Below are 18832 nucleotides of genomic sequence, written 5' to 3' on the forward strand. Positions count from 1 at the left end.
GTTCGACCCCGAGCCATGCTCAATACGCTGCGCAAGATCGTCCAGGAAGTTAACTCCGCCAAGGATCTCAAGGCGGCGTTGGGGATTATTGTGTTGCGCGTCAAGGAAGCCATGGGCAGCCAGGTCTGCTCGGTTTACCTGCTGGACCCCGAGACCAACCGTTTTGTGCTGATGGCCACCGAGGGCCTGAACAAGCGCTCCATCGGCAAGGTCAGCATGGCGCCCAATGAAGGTCTGGTGGGCCTGGTGGGGACGCGTGAAGAACCCCTGAACCTCGAACATGCAGCCAATCACCCGCGTTACCGCTACTTTGCCGAAACCGGTGAAGAGCGTTACGCCTCGTTCCTCGGCGCACCGATCATTCACCACCGCCGCGTTGTCGGCGTGTTGGTCATCCAGCAAAAAGAGCGCCGTCAGTTCGACGAAGGTGAAGAAGCCTTCCTGGTGACGATGAGCGCGCAACTGGCCGGGGTTATCGCCCACGCCGAAGCGACGGGCTCGATTCGCGGCCTGGGTCGCGAAGGCAAGGGCATTCAGGAAGCCAAGTTCGTCGGCGTGCCGGGCTCGCCGGGCGCGGCGGTCGGTACGGCGGTGGTGATGTTGCCGCCGGCGGACCTGGATGTGGTGCCGGACAAGACCGTCAAAGACATCGACGCCGAAATCAAACTGTTCAAGACCGCCCTGGAAGGCGTGCGCGCCGACATGCGCAACCTGTCGACCAAGCTGGCGACTCAGTTGCGCCCCGAAGAACGCGCGCTGTTTGACGTGTACCAGATGATGCTCGACGACGCGTCCCTGGGTAACGAAGTCAAGACGGTGATCAAGACCGGCCAGTGGGCCCAGGGTGCACTGCGCCAAGTGGTCACCGATCACGTCAACCGTTTCGAATTGATGGACGACGCCTACCTGCGCGAGCGCGCCTCTGATGTGCGTGACCTCGGTCGCCGTCTGCTGGCCTACCTGCAGGAAGACCGCACCACCAACCTGGTCTACCCCGACAACACGATTCTGATCAGTGAAGAACTGACCGCCACCATGCTCGGCGAAGTGCCGGAAGGCAAGCTGGTGGGGCTGGTCTCGGTACTCGGTTCGGGTAACTCCCACGTCGCGATCCTGGCCCGCGCCATGGGCATCCCGACGGTGATGGGCCTGGTGGACCTGCCGTATTCCAAAGTGGATGGCATCGACATGATCGTCGATGGGCATCGCGGTGAAGTGTTTACCAACCCCAGCGAAGTGCTGCGCAAGCAATACGCCGAAGTGGTTGAAGAAGAGAAACAACTGGCGCTGGGCCTCGACTCATTGCGCGAACTGCCGTGCGTGACCACCGATGGCCATCGTGTGCCGCTGCTGGTCAACACTGGCTTGCTGGCGGATGTAGCCCGTGCGCAACAGCGCGGCGCCGAAGGCGTGGGGCTGTACCGCACCGAAGTGCCGTTCATGATCAATCAGCGTTTTCCGAGTGAGAAGGAGCAGCTGGCGATTTATCGCGAGCAACTGCAGGCCTTCCACCCGTTGCCGGTGACCATGCGCAGCCTGGACATCGGCGGCGACAAGTCACTGTCGTATTTCCCGATCAAGGAAGACAACCCCTTCCTGGGCTGGCGCGGTATTCGCGTCACCCTCGACCACCCTGAAATTTTCCTCGTACAGACCCGCGCCATGCTCAAGGCCAGCGAAGGCCTGAACAACCTGCGCATCCTGCTGCCGATGATCTCCGGCACCCATGAGCTGGAAGAGGCGCTGCACCTGATTCACCGTGCGTGGGGCGAAGTGCGCGATGAAGGCGCCGACGTGCCGATGCCGCCGATTGGCGTGATGATCGAAATCCCGGCAGCGGTGTACCAGGCTAAAGAGCTGGCGCGGCAGGTAGATTTCCTCTCGGTGGGCTCCAATGACCTGACCCAATACCTGCTGGCCGTGGACCGCAACAACCCACGGGTGGCCGACCTCTACGACTACCTGCACCCGGCGGTGCTGCAAGCCCTGCAACACGTAGTGCGCGACGCCCATGCCGAAGGCAAGCCGGTGAGCATCTGCGGTGAAATGGCCGGCGACCCCGCAGCGGCGGTGTTGTTGATGGCGATGGGCTTTGACAGCCTGTCGATGAACGCCACCAACTTGCCGAAGGTCAAGTGGATGCTACGCCAGGTTGAATTGAGCATGGCCAAGGATTTGCTGGCGGAGCTGATGACCATCGACAACCCGCAAGTTATCCACAGCTCGCTGCAACTGGCGCTGAAGAACTTGGGGCTGACGCGGATGATCAACCCGGGCTCCGCGAAGACCCTCTAAGCAACACCGATCAAATGTGGGAGCGGGCTTGCTCGCGAATGCAGCGTGTCAGTCGTCGAATATGTGACTGATACACCGCTTTCGCGAGCAAGCCCGCACACACTGGTTTTGTGGCGTCTAGAAACTCAGGTCGACCTCGCCAAGTCGCCCACCATGCGGCCCAAAGCTACGCTCCACCATCCGCCGCGTCCCATCCGCATTCACGATCAACGCCGTACTCGCCCGCGTCCCATAACTCGGGCTGGCAATAAACAGGCTCGACAACAAACTCTCAGTCGCCAAGCCCACCCCGGTATCCGGCAAATCCGCAAACGGCGCCGTCTGCGGATCACTCAACATCTCCAACAACGCCTCAGGCTGCGGGTCCTCCAGCATCTCGCTCAACGCCGCCCTGGCCTTGATCAGCTTGGGCCACGGCGTGTCCAGCCCGGCATTGGACAACCCATACACCCCGGCCTCCAAACGTGTCGGCTCGGTATGATTGGCGTTGTAATGCCACAACTCATCTCGCGTACCCACCAGCAGGTTAAACCCGGCATATTCAATCGATCGGCCGTTAACATCGGCCAGATACTCTTCAATCGGCAGCGAACCACTGAGAAATAGCGCAACCAACTCCCCGCGTGACTTACGTGCCGGCGGCTGGTGCGGGTCGCGGATATTGGTCAAGGCGGCAAAGCGGCCGTCGGCATTCACCCCCAGCCAGGTACCGCCCGCTTCCTGATCGCGGCCGGCGAAGACTTCGGGCACGTCCGACCATTGGGCCAGCGGCAGGCTGGGGCGAGCGTAGAACTCATCACGGTTGGCCGCGACGATCAGCGGTTGGGCGTGGCCCGGCCGCCAGGCGAAAACAATCAGGCACATCAGGCGATTCCCTTTTGTGTTTTTTGCCACTCTACCGGCAGCAACGCAGGCGTACCATCGTATCCAGTTGGGTTGCATGCCTTCCATCCGTTAACATGCCGGACTTGGTCTGGGGGCTCCCATGGAATTTCTGCTGTATTTGCTGCTCGGCGCCTGTGCGGGCGTGCTCGCCGGGCTGTTTGGCGTGGGTGGCGGGATTATCATCGTGCCGGTGCTGGTGTTCAGCTTCACCTTGCAGGGCTTTGACCCGCAGGTGCTGACCCACTTGGCCGTGGGCACTTCCCTGGCAACGATCATCTTTACCTCGGTGAATGCCGTGCGTGAGCACCATCGGCGTGGCGCGGTGCGTTGGCCGATCTTTGTGTGGATGACCGTGGGTATCCTGATCGGCGCAGGCTTTGGTGCACTGACCGCCGAGGCGATTTCCGGCCCCCACCTGCAAAAGATCATCGGCGTGTTTGCCTTGTTGGTGGCCGTGCAACTGGCCCTGGAGGTCAAGCCCAATGCCAGCCGGACGGTGCCGGGCAAGGTTGGCCTGACCATCGCCGGCACATTTATCGGCTGGGCTTCGGCGATTTTCGGGATTGGCGGCGGCTCGCTGACCGTACCGTTCCTGACCTGGCGCAGCGTGCCGATGCAGCAGGCCGTGGCCACTTCATCGGCTTGTGGCCTGCCGATTGCGCTGGCCAGTGCATCAAGTTTCATGATTCTTGGCTGGCATGACCCGCTGTTGCCCGCTCATAGTCTAGGGTTCGTGTATTTGCCGGCACTGTTGGGCATTGCCCTGACCAGTATGGTGTTCGCCCGTTTCGGCGCACGCCTGGCGCACCGATTATCGCCGCGTTTGCTCAAGCGGTTGTTCGCCGGGCTGCTGTTCTGTGTCGGCTTAAACTTTTTGTTGTAATGCAGGCTTAATCGCGTCCGGGCATGGTCCGGGCGCTATAACGAATGATTTAACGAGGAGTCGCAATGCTGCCTTACCCGCAGATCGACCCGGTGGCCTTGGCTATCGGTCCGCTGAAAATCCACTGGTACGGGTTGATGTACCTGATCGGCATCGGCGGTGCCTGGTTTCTGGCTTCCCGACGCCTGAACCGTTTCGATCCGACCTGGACCAAGGAGAAGCTCTCCGACCTGATCTTCTGGTTGTCGATGGGCGTTATCGTTGGCGGGCGCCTTGGGTATGTGCTGTTCTACGACCTCCCCGCGTACATCGCCAACCCGACGCTGATTTTCGAAGTGTGGAAGGGCGGCATGGCGTTCCATGGTGGGTTTATCGGCGTGATGATTGCTGCCTGGTGGTTCGGCCGTCGCAATGGCAAGTCGTTCTTCCAACTGATGGACTTCATCGCACCGATGGTGCCGATCGGCCTGGGCGCTGGGCGTATCGGTAACTTCATCAATGCCGAACTCTGGGGCAAACCGACCGACCTCCCATGGGCGATGGTGTTCCCGCCGTTCAGTGACCCGGCGCAATTGCCGCGCCACCCGTCGCAGCTCTACCAGTTCGCGTTGGAAGGCGTGGCACTGTTCCTTATCCTTTACCTTTTCTCGCGCAAGCCGCGCCCGACCATGGCCGTGTCCGGCATGTTCGCGTTGTTCTACGGGATCTTCCGATTCGTCGTCGAGTTCGTGCGCGTGCCGGATGCGCAATTGGGCTACCTGGCATTCGGTTGGGTGACCATGGGTCAAATCCTCAGCCTGCCGATGATTCTCGGCGGCCTGGGCTTGCTGTGGTGGGCGTACAATCGCCCGCAGCCTTTGAAGAACACCGCGCTTTAAATTCGAATGCCGAGGTTTCCAAGCCTCGGCTTCAACGATACGGGTACCAGAATGAAGCAATATCTCGAACTACTGAACGACGTCGTGAGCAATGGATTGACCAAGGGCGATCGCACCGGCACCGGCACCAAAGCCGTGTTCGCCCGTCAGTATCGGCATAACTTGGCCGACGGCTTCCCGCTGCTGACCACCAAGAAGCTTCACTTCAAAAGCATCGCCAACGAGCTGATCTGGATGTTGAGTGGCAACACTAACATCAAGTGGCTCAACGAAAACGGCGTAAAGATCTGGGACGAATGGGCCACCGAAGAAGGTGACCTGGGGCCGGTGTACGGCGAGCAGTGGACCGCCTGGCCGACCAAGGACGGCGGCACGATCAACCAGATCGACTACATGGTCCACACGCTCAAGACCAACCCGAACAGCCGCCGCATCCTGTTCCACGGCTGGAACGTTGAGTACCTGCCGGACGAGACCAAGAGTCCGCAGGAAAACGCGCGAAACGGCAAACAAGCCCTGCCGCCGTGCCACCTGCTGTACCAGGCATTCGTGCACCACGGTCACCTGTCGATGCAGTTGTATATCCGCAGTTCCGACGTATTCCTCGGCCTGCCGTACAACACCGCCGCGCTGGCATTGCTGACCCATATGCTGGCCCAGCAATGCGACCTGATCCCCCACGAGATCATCGTCACCACCGGCGACACTCACGCGTACAGCAACCATATGGAGCAGATCAAGACCCAGCTGGCGCGCACGCCGAAGAAACTGCCGGAACTGGTGATCAAGCGTAAGCCTGCGTCGATCTACGACTATAAGTTCGAAGACTTCGAGATCGTGGGGTACGACGCCGACCCGAGCATCAAGGCTGACGTCGCGATCTGAAGACTACCCCCGGTGTCACTGTGGGAGCCCGCTCCCACATTTGGATTGGGTTTCACCCCATTATCAGTCAGTGGCCGTGGCTTCTGCCCACATGCGAAGGCTCCGCCTCGCTGGCCAGTACACTCCCGCTGACCTCCAGCCGCTGCAAAATCCCGCACTGATCCCCGCCGCCACAGCGTTGGCGCAGGTCCAGCAACTGTTCCTGCAACGCCAACAACCCATCAATCCGCGCTTTCACGTGGTGGATATGCTCATCGATCAACGCGTTCACGTTTTCGCACTGGTCCTGGGGGCTGTCGCGTAGCCCAAGCAGGCTGCGGATTTCTTCCAGGGTCATGTCGAGGCTGCGGCAATTGCGGATAAAGATCAGCCGCTCGGTGTGTGCCTGTGTGTACACACGGTAGTTGGCCTCGGTGCGTGCCGGGGGCGGCAACAGGCGTTCCTTCTCGTAATAACGGATGGTTTCCACCGGGCAGTCGGTCAGTTTGGCCAGTTCGCCGATCTTCATTGCGGCAATCTCCAAATGGGTGCTTGACCCTATAGTGGCTACAGGGTCTTTACTTGGCAACAGGCACCTTTACGGACGCGACAGAATGAGCGATTCCATCCACACCCCGCATAAACATGACCACGACCACGACCATGGCCCGAAAAAACTCACGCCAGTGCATGACCATGGCCACGGCAGCTCGTGCTGCTCCGGCACACCCGCACCTGCGCGGGTGCAACTGAGCGAAGCACCCACCGCCGGCTCGCGCCTGAGCACTTTTCGCATCGAAGCCATGGACTGCCCCACCGAGCAGACGCTGATCCAGAACAAGCTGGGCAAGCTTGCCGGTGTGCAGCAGCTGGAATTCAACCTCATCAATCGCATCCTTGGCGTCACCCACGACCTACCAAGCACTGCGCCGATCATCGACGCGATCAAATCCATCGGCATGCAGGCTGATCCCATCGAGGAAGGCACTCCGGCCGCCGCGCCGCCCGCCAAGAAACCCTGGTGGCCGCTGGCGTTGTCCGGTGTGGGCGCGTTGGGCGCCGAAGTGCTGCACTTCACCGATGCCGCACCCACGTGGGTGATCGCGGTGGTGGCGCTGATCTCGATTCTCAGCGGCGGCTTCACCACCTATAAGAAGGGCTGGATTGCCCTGAAAAACCTCAACCTGAACATCAATGCCCTGATGAGCATCGCCGTGACCGGCGCGATCCTGATCGGCCAATGGCCGGAAGCGGCGATGGTGATGTTCCTGTTCACCGTGGCCGAGTTGATCGAAGCCAAATCCCTGGATCGTGCGCGCAATGCCATCAGTGGCTTGATGCAGATGACGCCCGAGCAGGCGACGGTGCAGCAAGCTGATGGGGCATGGGCTGAACAAGAGGTCAAAAGCATTGATCTGGGTGCAATCGTGCGGGTAAAGCCCGGCGAGCGCATCGGACTGGACGGTGAGGTCACCGCTGGCCAATCCACCATCGATCAGGCACCGATCACGGGTGAAAGCCTGCCGATTGAAAAGACCGTGGGCGACAAAGTCTTCGCCGGCACCATCAACCAGGCCGGTTCCCTGACGTACAAAGTCACCGCAGCGGCTAACAACTCTACCCTGGCGCGCATCATCCACGCGGTGGAACAGGCGCAAGGCGCACGGGCGCCGACCCAGCGTTTTGTCGACCGTTTCTCGAAGATCTACACCCCGGCCGTGTTCCTGTTCGCGCTGGGCGTAGCGGTGATTCCGCCGCTGTTCATGGCCGGCGTGTGGTTCGACTGGATCTACCGCGCCCTGGTCCTGCTGGTGGTTGCGTGCCCATGTGCCTTGGTGATTTCCACTCCGGTGACCATCGTCAGTGGCTTGGCGGCGGCGGCGCGCAAAGGCATCCTGATCAAGGGCGGCGTGTACCTGGAGGGGGGTTACAAGCTCGACTACCTGGCCCTCGACAAGACCGGCACCATCACCCACGGCAAGCCGGTGCAAACCGATTACCTGGCGCTCTTCCCCAACATCGAAGACAGCGCACCGGCCCTGGCCGCCAGTTTGGCCGGGCGTTCCGATCACCCGGTGTCGCTGGCGATTGCCAACGCGGCTGTGGATAAAGATCTGCCGATGCACGTTGTGGATAACTTCGAAGCCCTGGCCGGGCGCGGCGTGCGTGGCGATATCAACGGCGAAACCTACCACTTGGGCAACCATCGCCTGGTGGAAGACCTGGGCCTGTGCTCACCAGCGTTGGAAGACAAGCTCTTCGCCCTGGAAAAACAGGGCAAGTCCGTGGTGCTGCTGCTCGACAAGTCCGGCCCGTTGGCGCTGTTCGCCGTGGCCGACACGGTCAAGGACAGCAGCCGTGAAGCGATCCAGCAGTTGCATGACCTGGGCATTAAAACCCTGATGCTCACCGGCGACAACACCCACACCGCCCAGGCGATCGCTGCCCAGGTCGGCATCGACCAGGCCCAGGGCGACCTGTTGCCTACGGATAAGCTGCAAGCCATTGAAGCCCTGTATGGCCAAGGTTTCCGCGTGGGCATGGTCGGCGACGGTATCAACGATGCGCCAGCCCTGGCCCGTGCCGAGATCGGTTTTGCCATGGCTGCAGCCGGCACCGACACGGCCATCGAGACCGCCGATGTGGCGCTGATGGACGATGATTTGCGCAAGATTCCGGCATTCGTTCGTCTGTCGCGGCAAACGTCGAGTATCCTCAAGCAGAACATCGCCCTGGCGCTGGTGATCAAGGCGATCTTTCTCGCGGTCACCTTCCTGGGCATGGCCACCATGTGGATGGCGGTGTTTGCCGACATGGGCGTGAGCCTGCTGGTGGTATTCAATGGCCTGCGCCTGTTGCGCAAATAATTGAGGTGAGGGTGGTGTGCTGAGTGCCGAGTTGAAGGCTTTTTTCATGGTCGCGCGCCTGGGCAGTATTACCCAGGCGGCGAAAAAACTCGGCCTGAGCCAACCCACCGTCACCACCCAGATCCGCAACCTGGAAAGCCAATACGGCGTTGAGCTGTTCTACCGAGGTGGTCGCCGCCTCACCGTCAGCGACGAAGGCGCGCGCCTGCTGCCGATGGTCAAGGTGCTGTTGCAGCAGGAAGCGGACATCGAGTTTTTCCTGCGCAACAGTGGCCAGGTCCAGGGTGCGCTGAGGATCGCCGCGACGGCGCCGTATTACATCCTCGACTTGGTCAAGGCCTTTCGCGAACGCCTGCCGCAGGTGGAAGTGTCGGTAGAAATCGGCAACTCCCAGCAGGTGCTCGAAGCGCTGGACGATTACCGCGTTGATGTCGCTGCGTCGTCGCAGTTGCTGGAAGACCCGCGCTTGATTCGCCGCGTGCTGGGCACCGACCCTTTGGTGCTGGCGGTGCATCGCAATCATCCACTGGCCAAGCTCGATCATGTACCGCTCACTGCGTTGGCCGGGCATACCTTGTTGATGCGTGAAGTCGGCTCCACCACGCGGCGCCTGACCGAAGAAATGCTACAGGGCGCAAGCGTGAGTTACGGCCCGCTGTTGGAAATCGGCAGCCGGGAGTCGATTCGCGAGGCGGTGCTGCGCAATATTGGCATCAGCATCATTGCCCGCCAGGAAGTGCCGCATGATCCGCAGTTACGGGTGTTGACCATCGAGAATGCGCCGCAGATTCCGGAGTATTTGTACTGCCTCAAGGAGCGAAAAAGCGCGCGGTTGCCAGCGGCGTTTCTGGGGTTGGCGCAGGAAATGTCTCCGATTTAAGGTAGTTTGGTGGCCTTTGAATCGCCATCGCAGGCAAGCCAGCTCCCACAGTCGAATGTGTTCACAGATCAAAACTGTGGGAGCCGGGCTTGCCCGCGATGAGGTCAGCCCAGGCAGCCCATCTCCATCAGACCTACCCAAATCCACGAATACCACTATCACTGCCTTTTGCCTTCCTGCCACACCAGCGACGCATTGCCTGCCTAGCATGGGCTTCATCAGTTTGATGAGGTGCCTCCATGAACACAGCCCTGACCCAACCCGGCGCGCCAATGAAGGTGCGCGGTGTCCAGAAACGCTTTGGCGCTTTTACCGCGCTGGATAACGTTTCGCTGGACGTCGCCGCTGGCGAGCTGGTGTGCCTGCTGGGCCCGTCCGGCTGCGGCAAGACCACCTTGTTGCGTTGCATCGCTGGCCTGGAGCGTCAGGACAGCGGCGAACTTTACCTGGGCAGCCGCGATGTTTCCCTGCTGCCACCCCAGGCGCGGGACTACGGCATTCTGTTCCAGTCCTACGCGCTGTTTCCCAACCTGACTGTCGACGCGAATATCGGCTACGGCCTCGCCGGCAGCGGCCGCGATGAAGTGCGCAAGCGCGTCGGGCAGATGCTCGAACTGGTCGGCCTGGTCGGCAGCGAAAAGAAATACCCGGGCCAACTCTCCGGCGGCCAGCAGCAACGCGTTGCGCTCGCCCGGGCATTGGCGCCGTCGCCCTCATTGCTGCTGCTGGATGAACCGATGTCGGCCCTCGACGCCCGCGTGCGCGAACATCTGTGCACCGAGCTGCGCCAGCTGCAACGCCGCCTGGGCATCACCACGCTGATGGTCACCCACAACCAGGACGAAGCCATGCTGATGGCCGACCGCATCGCTGTGATGAACAACGGCAAGGTCGAGCAATACGCCACGCCCCAGGAGATCTATGACCGCCCGGCCACCCCGTTCGTGGCGGAGTTTGTCGGCCAGGGCAACTGGCTGCCGTTCAGTCGCAACAGTGCCAGCCATGCCCAAGTCGGCGGGATGAACATGCGCTTGGCCGACGATGCTGGCATCGCCAAGTCCGGCCGTTTGTTCTGCCGCCCGGAAGCGATCAGCGTCAACCCGCCAGTGCACGAAGAAAACCTGTTCCCGGCCAAGGTCCGCGAAATCACCTTTCTCGGCAACCGCTGCCGTATGAGCTTCGAACTGGAGCAATTGCCCGGCCATCCGTTACTGGCCGAAGTGGCTCCGGAAGCGATGCCACGCCTGGGTGCCCAGGACATCTGGGTCGCCTTGCCGCCGCGCAGCCTGCAGGTGTTTGCCTGAGATGGCTGCTGTCATGACATTGCCTGAGCCGCGTCAGGTCTCCCGCGCCGAGCTGGGTGATCGTGTTTTTGTGGTCGGTGGCAAGTTGCTTTGGCTGTGCCTGCTGGGTGTTGCTGTACTGCTGCCATTGCTGGCGATCTTCTGGCGCGGTTTCAGCGGCGAAGCCGGGCAGGGCGGTGGGCTGGCGGCGGCGCGGGAACTGCTCACCAGTGACAACTTCCACTGGCTGCTGGGCAATAGCCTGAAAGTCTCCCTCAGCGTTGCGGCCATCGTCGTACCGCTGGCCTACCTGTTTGCCTACGCATTGCAGCGTACGTTGATTCCCGGCAAGGCGATCTGGCGCGGCATGTCACTGCTGCCGCTGATGGCGCCGTCGATGTTGCCGGGCATTGCGCTGGTGTATCTGTTCGGTAACCAGGGCCTGTTGCGCGGGCTGCTTTCGGACAATATCTATGGCTTCTGGGGCATTGTGCTGGGCGAGGTGATCTACACCTTCCCACATGCCTTGATGATTTTGCTGTCGGCGCTGTCCCTGGCAGATGCGCGGCTGTTTGATGCTGCCTCGAGCATGGGCGCGAGCCCGGCCCGGGCGTTCCGCAGCATCACCTGGCCGGCCACACGCCAGGCTGTGTTTGCCGCGTTCTGTTTGGTGTTCACCTTGACCATCACCGATTTCGGCGTGCCTGTGGTGGTCGGCGGCGATTATCAGGTGCTGGCGTTGGAAGCCTACAAGGCCGTGGTCGGCCAGCAACAGTTCGGTCGCGGCGCGTTGATCGGCATGGTGCTGCTGCTGCCGGCGTTGTTCAGCTTTGGCGTGGATGCCTGGCTGCGCCGTCGTCACGGCGATTCCATGAGCGGTCGTGCCCACGTCTTCCAACCGGTGCCATCGCGCGTAAGAGAGGGCTGCTACCTGGCCATCGTGCTGCTGATCTGCGCCGTTTTGCTGCTGGTATTCGGCATGGCGGTGTATTCCTCGTTGGTGAAATTCTGGCCGTACAACCTGTCGCTGTCGCTCAGCCACTACCAGTTCGAAGACACCGCCGGCGGCGGCTGGCTGGCCTATCGCAACAGCCTGACCATGGCGCTGTGCACCGCGTTGATCGGCAGCGTGCTGATCTTCACTGGCGCGTATTTGATGGAAAAGACCAAGGGCCAGAAGAGCCTGAACCTGGCGCTGCGCATGCTCAGCTTTGTGCCGATGGCGGTGCCTGGGCTGGTGTTGGGCTTGGGCTACGTGTTCTTTTTCAACCTTAACGGCAACCCGCTGCATGTGTTCTACGGGACCATGACCCTGCTGGTGGTGTGCACCATTGCTCACTATTTGACCACCGCGCAAATGACCGCGACCACGGCGTTGCGCCAGCTCGACGCCGAGTTCGAAGCCGCCGCGTTGTCGCTCAAGGCGCCGCTGTACCGCCATTACTTGAAAGTCACGGTGCCGATCTGCCTGCCGGCGCTGCTGGACATCGTGCGCTATCTGTTTGTGTCGGCGATGACCACCGTGTCCGCCGCGATCTTTCTCTACAGCCCCGACACCATCCTTGCCGCCGTTGCCGTTTTGAACATGGACGACGCCGGCAATGTGGGCGGTGCGGCGGCCATGTCGACCTTGATCCTGTTCACTTCGGCCGGCGTCTCGCTGCTGCTGGCGTGGGCCTCACGTGGCGCGTTGCGCCGCTCCCAAGCCTGGCGCCAGACCGCGCCCGGCCAATAAACATCCCTGAAGGAGGTGCTCCATGTTCAAGCCCCTGGCGCTGGTCGCTGCCGTACTGAGCGCATTCAGTCTGAATGCCTTCGCCAAGACCGAGCTGACGGTGTACACGGCCCTCGAAGCCGAGCAGTTGAAGACCTACAAAAAAGCCTTCGAGCAGGCCAACCCGGACATTGAAATCAAGTGGGTGCGTGATTCCACCGGGATCATCACCGCCAAGCTGTTGGCCGAGAAAGACCGCCCGCAAGCCGATGTGGTCTGGGGCCTGGCCGCGTCGAGCCTGGCGATCCTCGATCAGCAAGGCATGCTGGATAACTACGCGCCCAAGGACCTGGACAAGATCGGCAAAAACTACCGCGACGCCGCCAACCCTCCGGCCTGGGTCGGCATGGATGTGTGGGCCGCGACCCTCTGCTTCAACACCGTCGAGGCCGAGAAGCAGGGCCTGACCAAGCCGGTGAGCTGGCAGGACCTGACCAAGCCTGAATACAAGGGCAAGATCGTCATGCCCAACCCGGCCTCGTCCGGCACTGGTTTTCTGGACGTGAGCGCCTGGTTGCAGACCTTCGGCGAGAAACAGGGCTGGCAGTACATGGACGACCTGCACCAGAACATCGGCCAGTACGTTCACTCCGGTTCCAAGCCGTGCAAGCTGGCGGCGTCGGGTGAGTTCCCGATCGGGATTTCCTTCGAATACCCGGCCGTACAACTGAAGCGCCAGGGTGCGCCGCTGGACATCATCCTCCCCAAGGAGGGCCTGGGCTGGGACATTGAAGCCACTGCCGTGCTCAAGGGCTCTGCTCACGCCGACGCGGCGAAAAAGCTCGCCGACTTCTCGGCCAGCCCCGCTGCCATGGACTTGTACAAGAACAACTTTGCGGTCCTTGCCCAGCCGGGTATTGCCAAGCCGCAGACTGAGTTGCCGGCCGATTACGAGCAGCGCCTGATCAAGAACGACTTTGCCTGGGCCTCGAAAAATCGCGACAGCATCCTGGCCGAATGGCGTAAGCGCTATGACGGCAAGTCGGAGAAGGTGGCGGGTCAGTAAATGCTCGGTTTGGGCTGATGGCCTCATCGCAGGCTTGCCTGCGATAGCGGTCTCGAATTCAGGACATCATTCAATGACACACCACCGCGACCTGCTGATCATCGGCGCCGGCATCCTCGGTCTGTCCCACGCTTATGCGGCCGCCAGGCGCGGCCTCAAGGTCAAGGTCTTCGAACGCAGCGCCACGCCGCTCGGCGCCTCGGTCCGCAACTTCGGCCAGGCCCTGGTCACCGGTCAACCACCTGGACCGATGCTCGACCTGGCGCGGGAGAGCCGCGACATCTGGGCCCATTGGGCCCAAGTCGCCGGGCTGCAGCTCAAGCGCAACGGTTCATACCTGTTCGCCCGCACCCAAGCCGAAGAGCATCTGCTGGAAGCCTTCTGCGCCGGACGCGCCCAAGAATACGGCTACAACGTCGAACTGCTGCAAGGCGCGGCAATCAACGATTTATACGGCGGCCAGTTCCGCCATCACCGCGCCGCGCTGCATGGCAAGGACGATCAGCAACTGTATTCCCGTGAAGCGATCCCGGCGCTGATCAATTACCTGGCGCAGGAACTGAACGTGGAGTTTTACTTCTCCACCCTGGTTCGCGACGTCGAACCGGGCCAGTTGAACAGCACGGCGGGGAGCTTTCGCGGTGAGCAGATCATCGTGTGCTCCGGCCACGACTACCAAACCTTGCTGGCCGAAGCGATGGCCCAACTCAACCCGAGTACCTGCCGCTTGCAAATGCTGCGCGCGCGGCCAGCCGTGAATCTGAACCTGCAACACGCGTTGCTCAGCGGCCTGAGTTGCGTGCACTACGGCGCATTCGCCGATCTGCCGGAAGCCGCGCCGGTGCAGGCGCAGATCCTGCGTGAGGCACCGCACCTGCATGAACACGGTATTCACCTGCTGATCAGCCCGACGCCCCATGGCGAGCTGATCATCGGCGACTCCCATGACTACGGCAGCGATGCATCGCCGTTCAATGCCGAGCAGGTCGATGACTGGATGATCGAACTGGCCGAACAGACCCTGGGTTGCAAGATCCAGGTGGTAGAACGGTGGCAGGGTGTGTACGGCTCGCGAGGCCCGGCGCCGTTCTCGTTCCTGCGCGCGGCGCGGGGCGTCAGCGCGGCGTTGATGCATACCGGCGTCGGCATGAGCGTGGGGCCAGCGATGGCTGAGCGAAATATCACTGCAGTGTGGGGCGCAGCGTGATGAGCCCGGAGCAGGCGATTGCCGAAGTGTTCGGCCTGTACGAGACACGCGGCATGGCGGATTACATCGGCGAGCCGGTGTCGCAGATCGAACATATGTCCCAGTCCGCGCAACTGGCCATGTCCGAAGGCTTTGATGACGAAGTGGTACTGGCGGCATTTTTCCACGATATCGGGCATATCTGTGGCCTGGGCGGTGAAAACATGGGCGGTTATGGCGTGGTCAGCCATGAGCGTTTGGGGGCGGATTATCTGCGCCGTGCAGGGTTCAGCGAGCGTATGGCCAAGTTGGTGGAGTATCACGTGCAGGCCAAGCGTTACCTGACCTTCAGCCAGCCGGACTATTACGCCAGTTTGAGCGAAGCCAGCCGCCGAACGCTGGACTATCAGGGCGGTGTCATGAATGCGGAACAAGCCTGCGTTTTCGAGCAAGACCCGCTCTGTGCGGTGAGTCTGCGCATGCGCTATTGGGACGAACAGGCAAAGGAAATGCACGTGCCGATACTCGACCTTGACGTGCTCAGGGCCAAGGCGCGCAAGGTGCTGGCGGCTTAGGTCTCGTCGAGGCGCTGGGCCAGGGCTTCGACCTGTTCCTGGCGCTCGGCCTGGCTCAACCTGGCATGAGGGTTGAGGGACGACCATTGCGGGTGCGCGCGGGCCTTATGCAACGCGTCCGGCAGTTTTCCCTCGCGCCAGGTTTTGTCCTGGGGCGTGTCGACCTTGATGCTGTGCATCGCCGCATGGCCACGCAGGTTCAGGGCCTTGAGCAATTGGCGTTGGCGCAGGGCGAGCAGGCGCAGCACGGCGTCGTCGACGGTCAGCTCACGCTGGCCCTTGATCTTGCCCAGCAGGCGGCTGCCATAGCTGCGTGCGGTTTGCAGTGCACCACCAGCAATTGCACCGGCCAGTGCGGCGGCGCCTAGTGTTAACCCACCGACCAGTAAATCCACGCCTGCACCCGCCGCCGCGCCTGCGGCGATCCCGCCGCCGACGCGCACGCCGAGCTGCTTGAGGGTTTCCGGGTTGAACAGGTCATCGCCCCAGCGCCCATCCAGCAGCGGCAAGTCGCTGGCGGCGGCGTCCTGGGGGCGGAAGCCGAACAGCCTGAGCAACGCTTCCACGCATTTTTGCTCACGTTGACGCACGGCTTTGCGCAGATCACCGATGGCTTGCGGCTCATCTTCAGTCACCACGCTGCGTCGGCACGCCGCACAGTCGATCAGCAGCTCGGCGATCAATCGCGCGGCGCTTTGCTGGCGTGCCTGGCGTTGCGCCTGTTGATCAAGAATCAACCGCTCCAGTTGCGGCCGCGCACTTTCCATTAGCAGCGCGAGGCTTTCATACAGCCGCCGTTCGCCGTCTTCCGGTGGCGCGACGCTGTCGAAACGCACCAGCGCATGCAGGCCGAGGCGCGCCAGGGCGTCACGCCAGTCCGGCTCGCGGTGGTCGCTGCTGCTGACGAAGTTGAGTACCGGTAGCAATGGTTTTCCGCAACGGGCTAGCACTTGCAGTTCGTCGCGGTACTTGGCCAGGACCGGCTCGCGGGCGTCGATCACATACAGGCCCGCGTCAGACGCCAACAATTGGCGCAGCACCTTGGCTTCCTGTTCGAAACGCTGGCGGGCTTCGCTGCCTTCGAGAAACCGTGCCAGACGCGCCGGGCCGTCGAGGCGTTCACCGGGGCGATCCAGCCGCTCCAGGTAGTCGAGCAGTGCGATGGCATCTTCCAGGCCGGGCGTGTCGTACAGCTCCAGCAAGGCTTCGCCATTCACCGACAAGCGCGCCCCTTCGACATGCCGCGTGGTGCTGGGGCGATGGGAGACTTCGCCGAAGCCGACATCACGGGTCAGGGTGCGCAGCAGCGAGGTCTTGCCGACGTTGGTGTGGCCGACCACAGCGAGTTTCAGCGGTTTAGTCATGACCGGTCTCCAGCCAGTTCAGCGGCGCGCAGTCGGCGAAGGGCAGTTCAAGTTGTTGCAGTGCGGCGTGCCAGTCGCCCAGGCGCTCGGCGTCCAGCGCCTGGCCGGGCGGTGCTTGCAGCAGCCAGACGCGGGTGGCGGTGGCGCTGCGCGCGAGTTCGGCGATCAGCGCGAGGCTGCCACGGTCCGGCGAGCGGCGAGGGTCGCAAGCGATGGCCAGGCGTGCAGGAGGGAAGCGCGTGAGCTGCTCCAGCAGCTTGTTACGCGATTCGCGGCTGTCCAGAATGCCGGCGTTTTTCACGCTGACCGGCAGTTTGGGTGGCCACGGCTGTTGATCGTCCAGTTCGATGGCCACCAGCAGGGCGCCGTCGCTTTCCAGTTCGCTGACGCCGCCCGTGACGTGGTGCAGTTGTTCCGGCGCGGCATCGTTGACCCCCAGGCGCTCGCTGCTCGGCATCAGGCGTTCGCGCAGTTGGCTGTAGCCGGGCAGGTTGAGGTCCAGGCGCAGGGTGGCACGCCCGCGTTTCCAGCGCCACAGGCACAGCAGGGCGAGGACCAAGCGCGGCAGCAGGCCATACACCAGCAGCACGCCCACCAGCCAGGCGGCCCAGGCTTGGCGGGCGCTTTCGATATTCAGCGCAGCATCGCCGCTGGCGCGGATCATGTCGACGGTCGGTACGTTGAAGCCCAGCATAGCCGGCAAGGTGCCGAGGGCCTGGGTGACGGCGACGAAGGTGTCGGCGCCAAGAATGGTGGTTTCCCACACGAAGCCGTAACGGCGGGTGGCAAGTAGCGTAAGAAGAATCACCATGGCGCTGAGCAACGCCAACAACCACAGGCTGTTGACCAGCACACCGACGGCCCAGCGATTGAGTTTCTGGCGCTGCAGCAGCAGCAACAGCGCTGGCGCCAGCTGTGCCGCCTTGGCATCACGCGCGAGCTTTTCGCTGAGCCACAACCACAGGCGCCCAAGGCTGGCGCTGTGTTCGCCAGCAAACAGCAGGCCCAGGGCCCAACTGAGCAACAGGATGAGGTTCAAACCAAGCAGGCTGCCCAAGGCCCAGAACACATTCACCGGGGTCAGGCCGTTGCCCATGGCCGCCAAGGCCAGGCCGGCGCCACTGATCACGGCGACGATCGCGAGCAGCACCAACGCCAGACGCGCACCTTGCAGCCAGCGCGTGAGAGCGGCGGTCAGGCCATCACGCTCGGCCAGGTGCAGGGCGCGCTGTTGGATGCGCGTCGGCAAGTCGCCACCTGCCGTGCGGGCCAAGCGGTTGGCTTCCAGGTCTTCCAGGTTGCCTGCGTGTTCTTCGCGCAGGCGCACGGTTTCTGTCAGCCAGAGTGTGTGCAGGGGAGTCAGTGCAGTCACGCGCCTTCCTGTTGAGCAAGTGAACGTGGAGCATAACCGCTGGCCTGCGCCTCTGGTATTCTCATCGCCATGAAAAAAACTCTCCCTTTAAGCCTGATCGCAGCCCTCGGTGAAAACCGCGTGATCGGCGTCGACAACAGCATGCCCTGGCATTTGCCGGGGGATTTCAAATATTTCAAGGCCACCACCTTGGGCAAGCCGATCATCATGGGGCGCAAGACCTGGGACTCCCTGGGCCGACCGTTGCCGGGGCGCTTGAACCTGGTGGTTAGCCGTCAGACCGATCTGGTGCTTGAAGGTGCGGAAGTTTTTCCGTCACTGGAGGCTGCGGTGGAGCGCGCTGAGGCGTGGGCGCTGGCGCAGGGCGTGGATGAACTGATGCTGATCGGCGGTGCGCAGTTGTATGCGCAGGGGCTGGAGCAGGCGGATCGTCTTTATCTGACGCGGGTGGCGTTGAGCCCGGAAGGGGATGCTTGGTTTCCGGCGTTTGATGCGGGTAAGTGGAAGCTGGTGTCGAATGTCGAGAACGCGGCTGAGGATGATAAGCCGGCGTATAACTTCGAAGTCTGGGAAAAAGCCTAAGCGCTTCGCGGGCAAGCCCACTCTTATCAAACAAAAAATAACTCATTGTTTTTGCTCTTAAAATTTAAGCCGCTTTAACCAGCTGCAATCCAAGTTTGCGTGCCTTGCGTTCCAAGGCGCGCATCTGCCGATCACGGC

The 18832-nt window shown here is 62.0% G+C and carries 16 protein-coding genes; 12 read left to right on the forward strand and 4 right to left on the reverse strand.

Features of this window, described 5'->3' with window-relative positions; translation table 11 throughout:
* The first annotated feature begins 15 nt into the window (after positions 1-15).
* Positions 16-2295, forward strand: a complete 2280-nt coding sequence (gene ptsP / locus AACY52_RS23330) for a phosphoenolpyruvate--protein phosphotransferase (RefSeq protein ID WP_339415219.1) — start codon at positions 16-18, stop codon at positions 2293-2295.
* 117 nt (positions 2296-2412) lie between these two features.
* Here ptsP and AACY52_RS23335 read toward each other — a convergent pair whose 3' ends face one another.
* Positions 2413-3159, reverse strand: coding sequence for an NRDE family protein (locus AACY52_RS23335; protein ID WP_339415220.1), 747 nt, complete (start codon positions 3157-3159; stop codon positions 2413-2415).
* A 121-nt stretch (positions 3160-3280) separates the two neighbouring features.
* Between AACY52_RS23335 and AACY52_RS23340 the strand changes: the two genes are divergently transcribed.
* The 3 genes from AACY52_RS23340 (at position 3281) to AACY52_RS23350 (ending at position 5826) form a co-directional block, all read left to right on the forward strand.
* On the forward strand, positions 3281-4063 hold the full coding sequence (locus AACY52_RS23340) for a sulfite exporter TauE/SafE family protein (protein WP_339469621.1): 783 nt from the start codon (positions 3281-3283) through the stop codon (positions 4061-4063).
* Positions 4064-4128: 65 nt separating this feature from the next.
* On the forward strand, positions 4129-4941 hold the full coding sequence (gene lgt, locus AACY52_RS23345) for a prolipoprotein diacylglyceryl transferase (RefSeq protein WP_339415222.1): 813 nt from the start codon (positions 4129-4131) through the stop codon (positions 4939-4941).
* 51 nt (positions 4942-4992) lie between these two features.
* Entirely contained in the window at positions 4993-5826 is an 834-nt protein-coding gene (locus AACY52_RS23350; RefSeq protein ID WP_339427633.1) for a thymidylate synthase, read from the forward strand.
* Between the two features lie 67 nt (positions 5827-5893).
* On the opposite strand, the gene cadR is transcribed toward AACY52_RS23350, so the two are convergent.
* Positions 5894-6334: a Cd(II)/Pb(II)-responsive transcriptional regulator gene (gene cadR / locus AACY52_RS23355; RefSeq protein ID WP_339427634.1), complete on the reverse strand. Its 441-nt coding sequence runs from the start codon at positions 6332-6334 to the stop codon at positions 5894-5896.
* 85 nt (positions 6335-6419) lie between these two features.
* Between cadR and AACY52_RS23360 the strand changes: the two genes are divergently transcribed.
* The 7 genes from AACY52_RS23360 (at position 6420) to AACY52_RS23390 (ending at position 15376) form a co-directional block, all read left to right on the forward strand.
* The gene (locus tag AACY52_RS23360; RefSeq protein WP_339496767.1) at positions 6420-8672 is read left to right on the forward strand and encodes a heavy metal translocating P-type ATPase; all 2253 of its coding nucleotides are present in this window, start codon (positions 6420-6422) and stop codon (positions 8670-8672) included.
* A 16-nt stretch (positions 8673-8688) separates the two neighbouring features.
* Entirely contained in the window at positions 8689-9552 is an 864-nt protein-coding gene (locus tag AACY52_RS23365; RefSeq protein ID WP_339427635.1) for a LysR family transcriptional regulator, read from the forward strand.
* 239 nt (positions 9553-9791) lie between these two features.
* Entirely contained in the window at positions 9792-10856 is a 1065-nt protein-coding gene (locus AACY52_RS23370) for a putative 2-aminoethylphosphonate ABC transporter ATP-binding protein (protein WP_339436163.1), read from the forward strand.
* Position 10857: 1 nt separating this feature from the next.
* Positions 10858-12570: a putative 2-aminoethylphosphonate ABC transporter permease subunit gene (locus AACY52_RS23375; RefSeq protein WP_339436162.1), complete on the forward strand. Its 1713-nt coding sequence runs from the start codon at positions 10858-10860 to the stop codon at positions 12568-12570.
* Positions 12571-12592: 22 nt separating this feature from the next.
* A complete protein-coding gene (locus tag AACY52_RS23380) occupies positions 12593-13615 on the forward strand; it encodes a putative 2-aminoethylphosphonate ABC transporter substrate-binding protein (protein WP_339415229.1) in 1023 nt (340 codons plus the stop codon).
* A 73-nt stretch (positions 13616-13688) separates the two neighbouring features.
* Positions 13689-14822, forward strand: coding sequence for a TIGR03364 family FAD-dependent oxidoreductase (locus AACY52_RS23385; protein ID WP_339427636.1), 1134 nt, complete (start codon positions 13689-13691; stop codon positions 14820-14822).
* Positions 14822-15376 (forward strand): phosphonate degradation HD-domain oxygenase, encoded by a 555-nt coding sequence (locus tag AACY52_RS23390; RefSeq protein ID WP_339427637.1) that lies wholly within the window; start codon positions 14822-14824, stop codon positions 15374-15376. The genes AACY52_RS23385 and AACY52_RS23390 overlap by 1 nt, the downstream gene beginning before the upstream one ends.
* On the opposite strand, the gene AACY52_RS23395 is transcribed toward AACY52_RS23390, so the two are convergent.
* Positions 15373-16740 carry a DUF3482 domain-containing protein gene (locus tag AACY52_RS23395; RefSeq protein WP_339415232.1) on the reverse strand — a complete coding sequence of 456 codons (1368 nt, stop codon included), beginning with the start codon at positions 16738-16740 and terminating at the stop codon, positions 15373-15375. The genes AACY52_RS23390 and AACY52_RS23395 overlap by 4 nt on opposite strands.
* Complete coding sequence (locus AACY52_RS23400) at positions 16733-18112, reverse strand: DUF2868 domain-containing protein (RefSeq protein WP_339415233.1); 1380 nt, start codon at positions 18110-18112, stop codon at positions 16733-16735. Before AACY52_RS23400 ends, AACY52_RS23395 begins: the two co-directional genes overlap by 8 nt.
* A 69-nt stretch (positions 18113-18181) precedes the next feature.
* On the opposite strand from AACY52_RS23400, the gene AACY52_RS23405 reads away from it, so the two are divergent.
* A complete protein-coding gene (locus AACY52_RS23405; protein WP_339415234.1) occupies positions 18182-18694 on the forward strand; it encodes a dihydrofolate reductase in 513 nt (170 codons plus the stop codon).
* Positions 18695-18832 lie beyond the last annotated feature (138 nt).

It is taken from the genome of Pseudomonas sp. EA_65y_Pfl1_P113 (assembly GCF_963970525.1).
Classification (GTDB): domain Bacteria; phylum Pseudomonadota; class Gammaproteobacteria; order Pseudomonadales; family Pseudomonadaceae; genus Aquipseudomonas; species Aquipseudomonas tritici.

Bases quoted from the DNA above. Each gene is read 5' to 3' on its own strand.
- AACY52_RS23405 (WP_339415234.1), top strand. From the start codon at position 18,182: ATGAAAAAAACTCTCCCTTTAAGCCTGATCGCAGCCCTCGGTGAAAAC.
- AACY52_RS23370 (WP_339436163.1), top strand. From the start codon at position 9,792: ATGAACACAGCCCTGACCCAACCCGGCGCGCCAATGAAGGTGCGCGGT.
- AACY52_RS23375 (WP_339436162.1), top strand. From the start codon at position 10,858: ATGGCTGCTGTCATGACATTGCCTGAGCCGCGTCAGGTCTCCCGCGCC.
- AACY52_RS23390 (WP_339427637.1), top strand. From the start codon at position 14,822: ATGAGCCCGGAGCAGGCGATTGCCGAAGTGTTCGGCCTGTACGAGACA.
- AACY52_RS23395 (WP_339415232.1), bottom strand. From the start codon at position 16,740: ATGACTAAACCGCTGAAACTCGCTGTGGTCGGCCACACCAACGTCGGC.
- AACY52_RS23340 (WP_339469621.1), top strand. From the start codon at position 3,281: ATGGAATTTCTGCTGTATTTGCTGCTCGGCGCCTGTGCGGGCGTGCTC.
- AACY52_RS23335 (WP_339415220.1), bottom strand. From the start codon at position 3,159: ATGTGCCTGATTGTTTTCGCCTGGCGGCCGGGCCACGCCCAACCGCTG.
- AACY52_RS23380 (WP_339415229.1), top strand. From the start codon at position 12,593: ATGTTCAAGCCCCTGGCGCTGGTCGCTGCCGTACTGAGCGCATTCAGT.
- AACY52_RS23360 (WP_339496767.1), top strand. From the start codon at position 6,420: ATGAGCGATTCCATCCACACCCCGCATAAACATGACCACGACCACGAC.
- AACY52_RS23385 (WP_339427636.1), top strand. From the start codon at position 13,689: ATGACACACCACCGCGACCTGCTGATCATCGGCGCCGGCATCCTCGGT.
- lgt (WP_339415222.1), top strand. From the start codon at position 4,129: ATGCTGCCTTACCCGCAGATCGACCCGGTGGCCTTGGCTATCGGTCCG.
- cadR (WP_339427634.1), bottom strand. From the start codon at position 6,334: ATGAAGATCGGCGAACTGGCCAAACTGACCGACTGCCCGGTGGAAACC.
- AACY52_RS23350 (WP_339427633.1), top strand. From the start codon at position 4,993: ATGAAGCAATATCTCGAACTACTGAACGACGTCGTGAGCAATGGATTG.
- ptsP (WP_339415219.1), top strand. From the start codon at position 16: ATGCTCAATACGCTGCGCAAGATCGTCCAGGAAGTTAACTCCGCCAAG.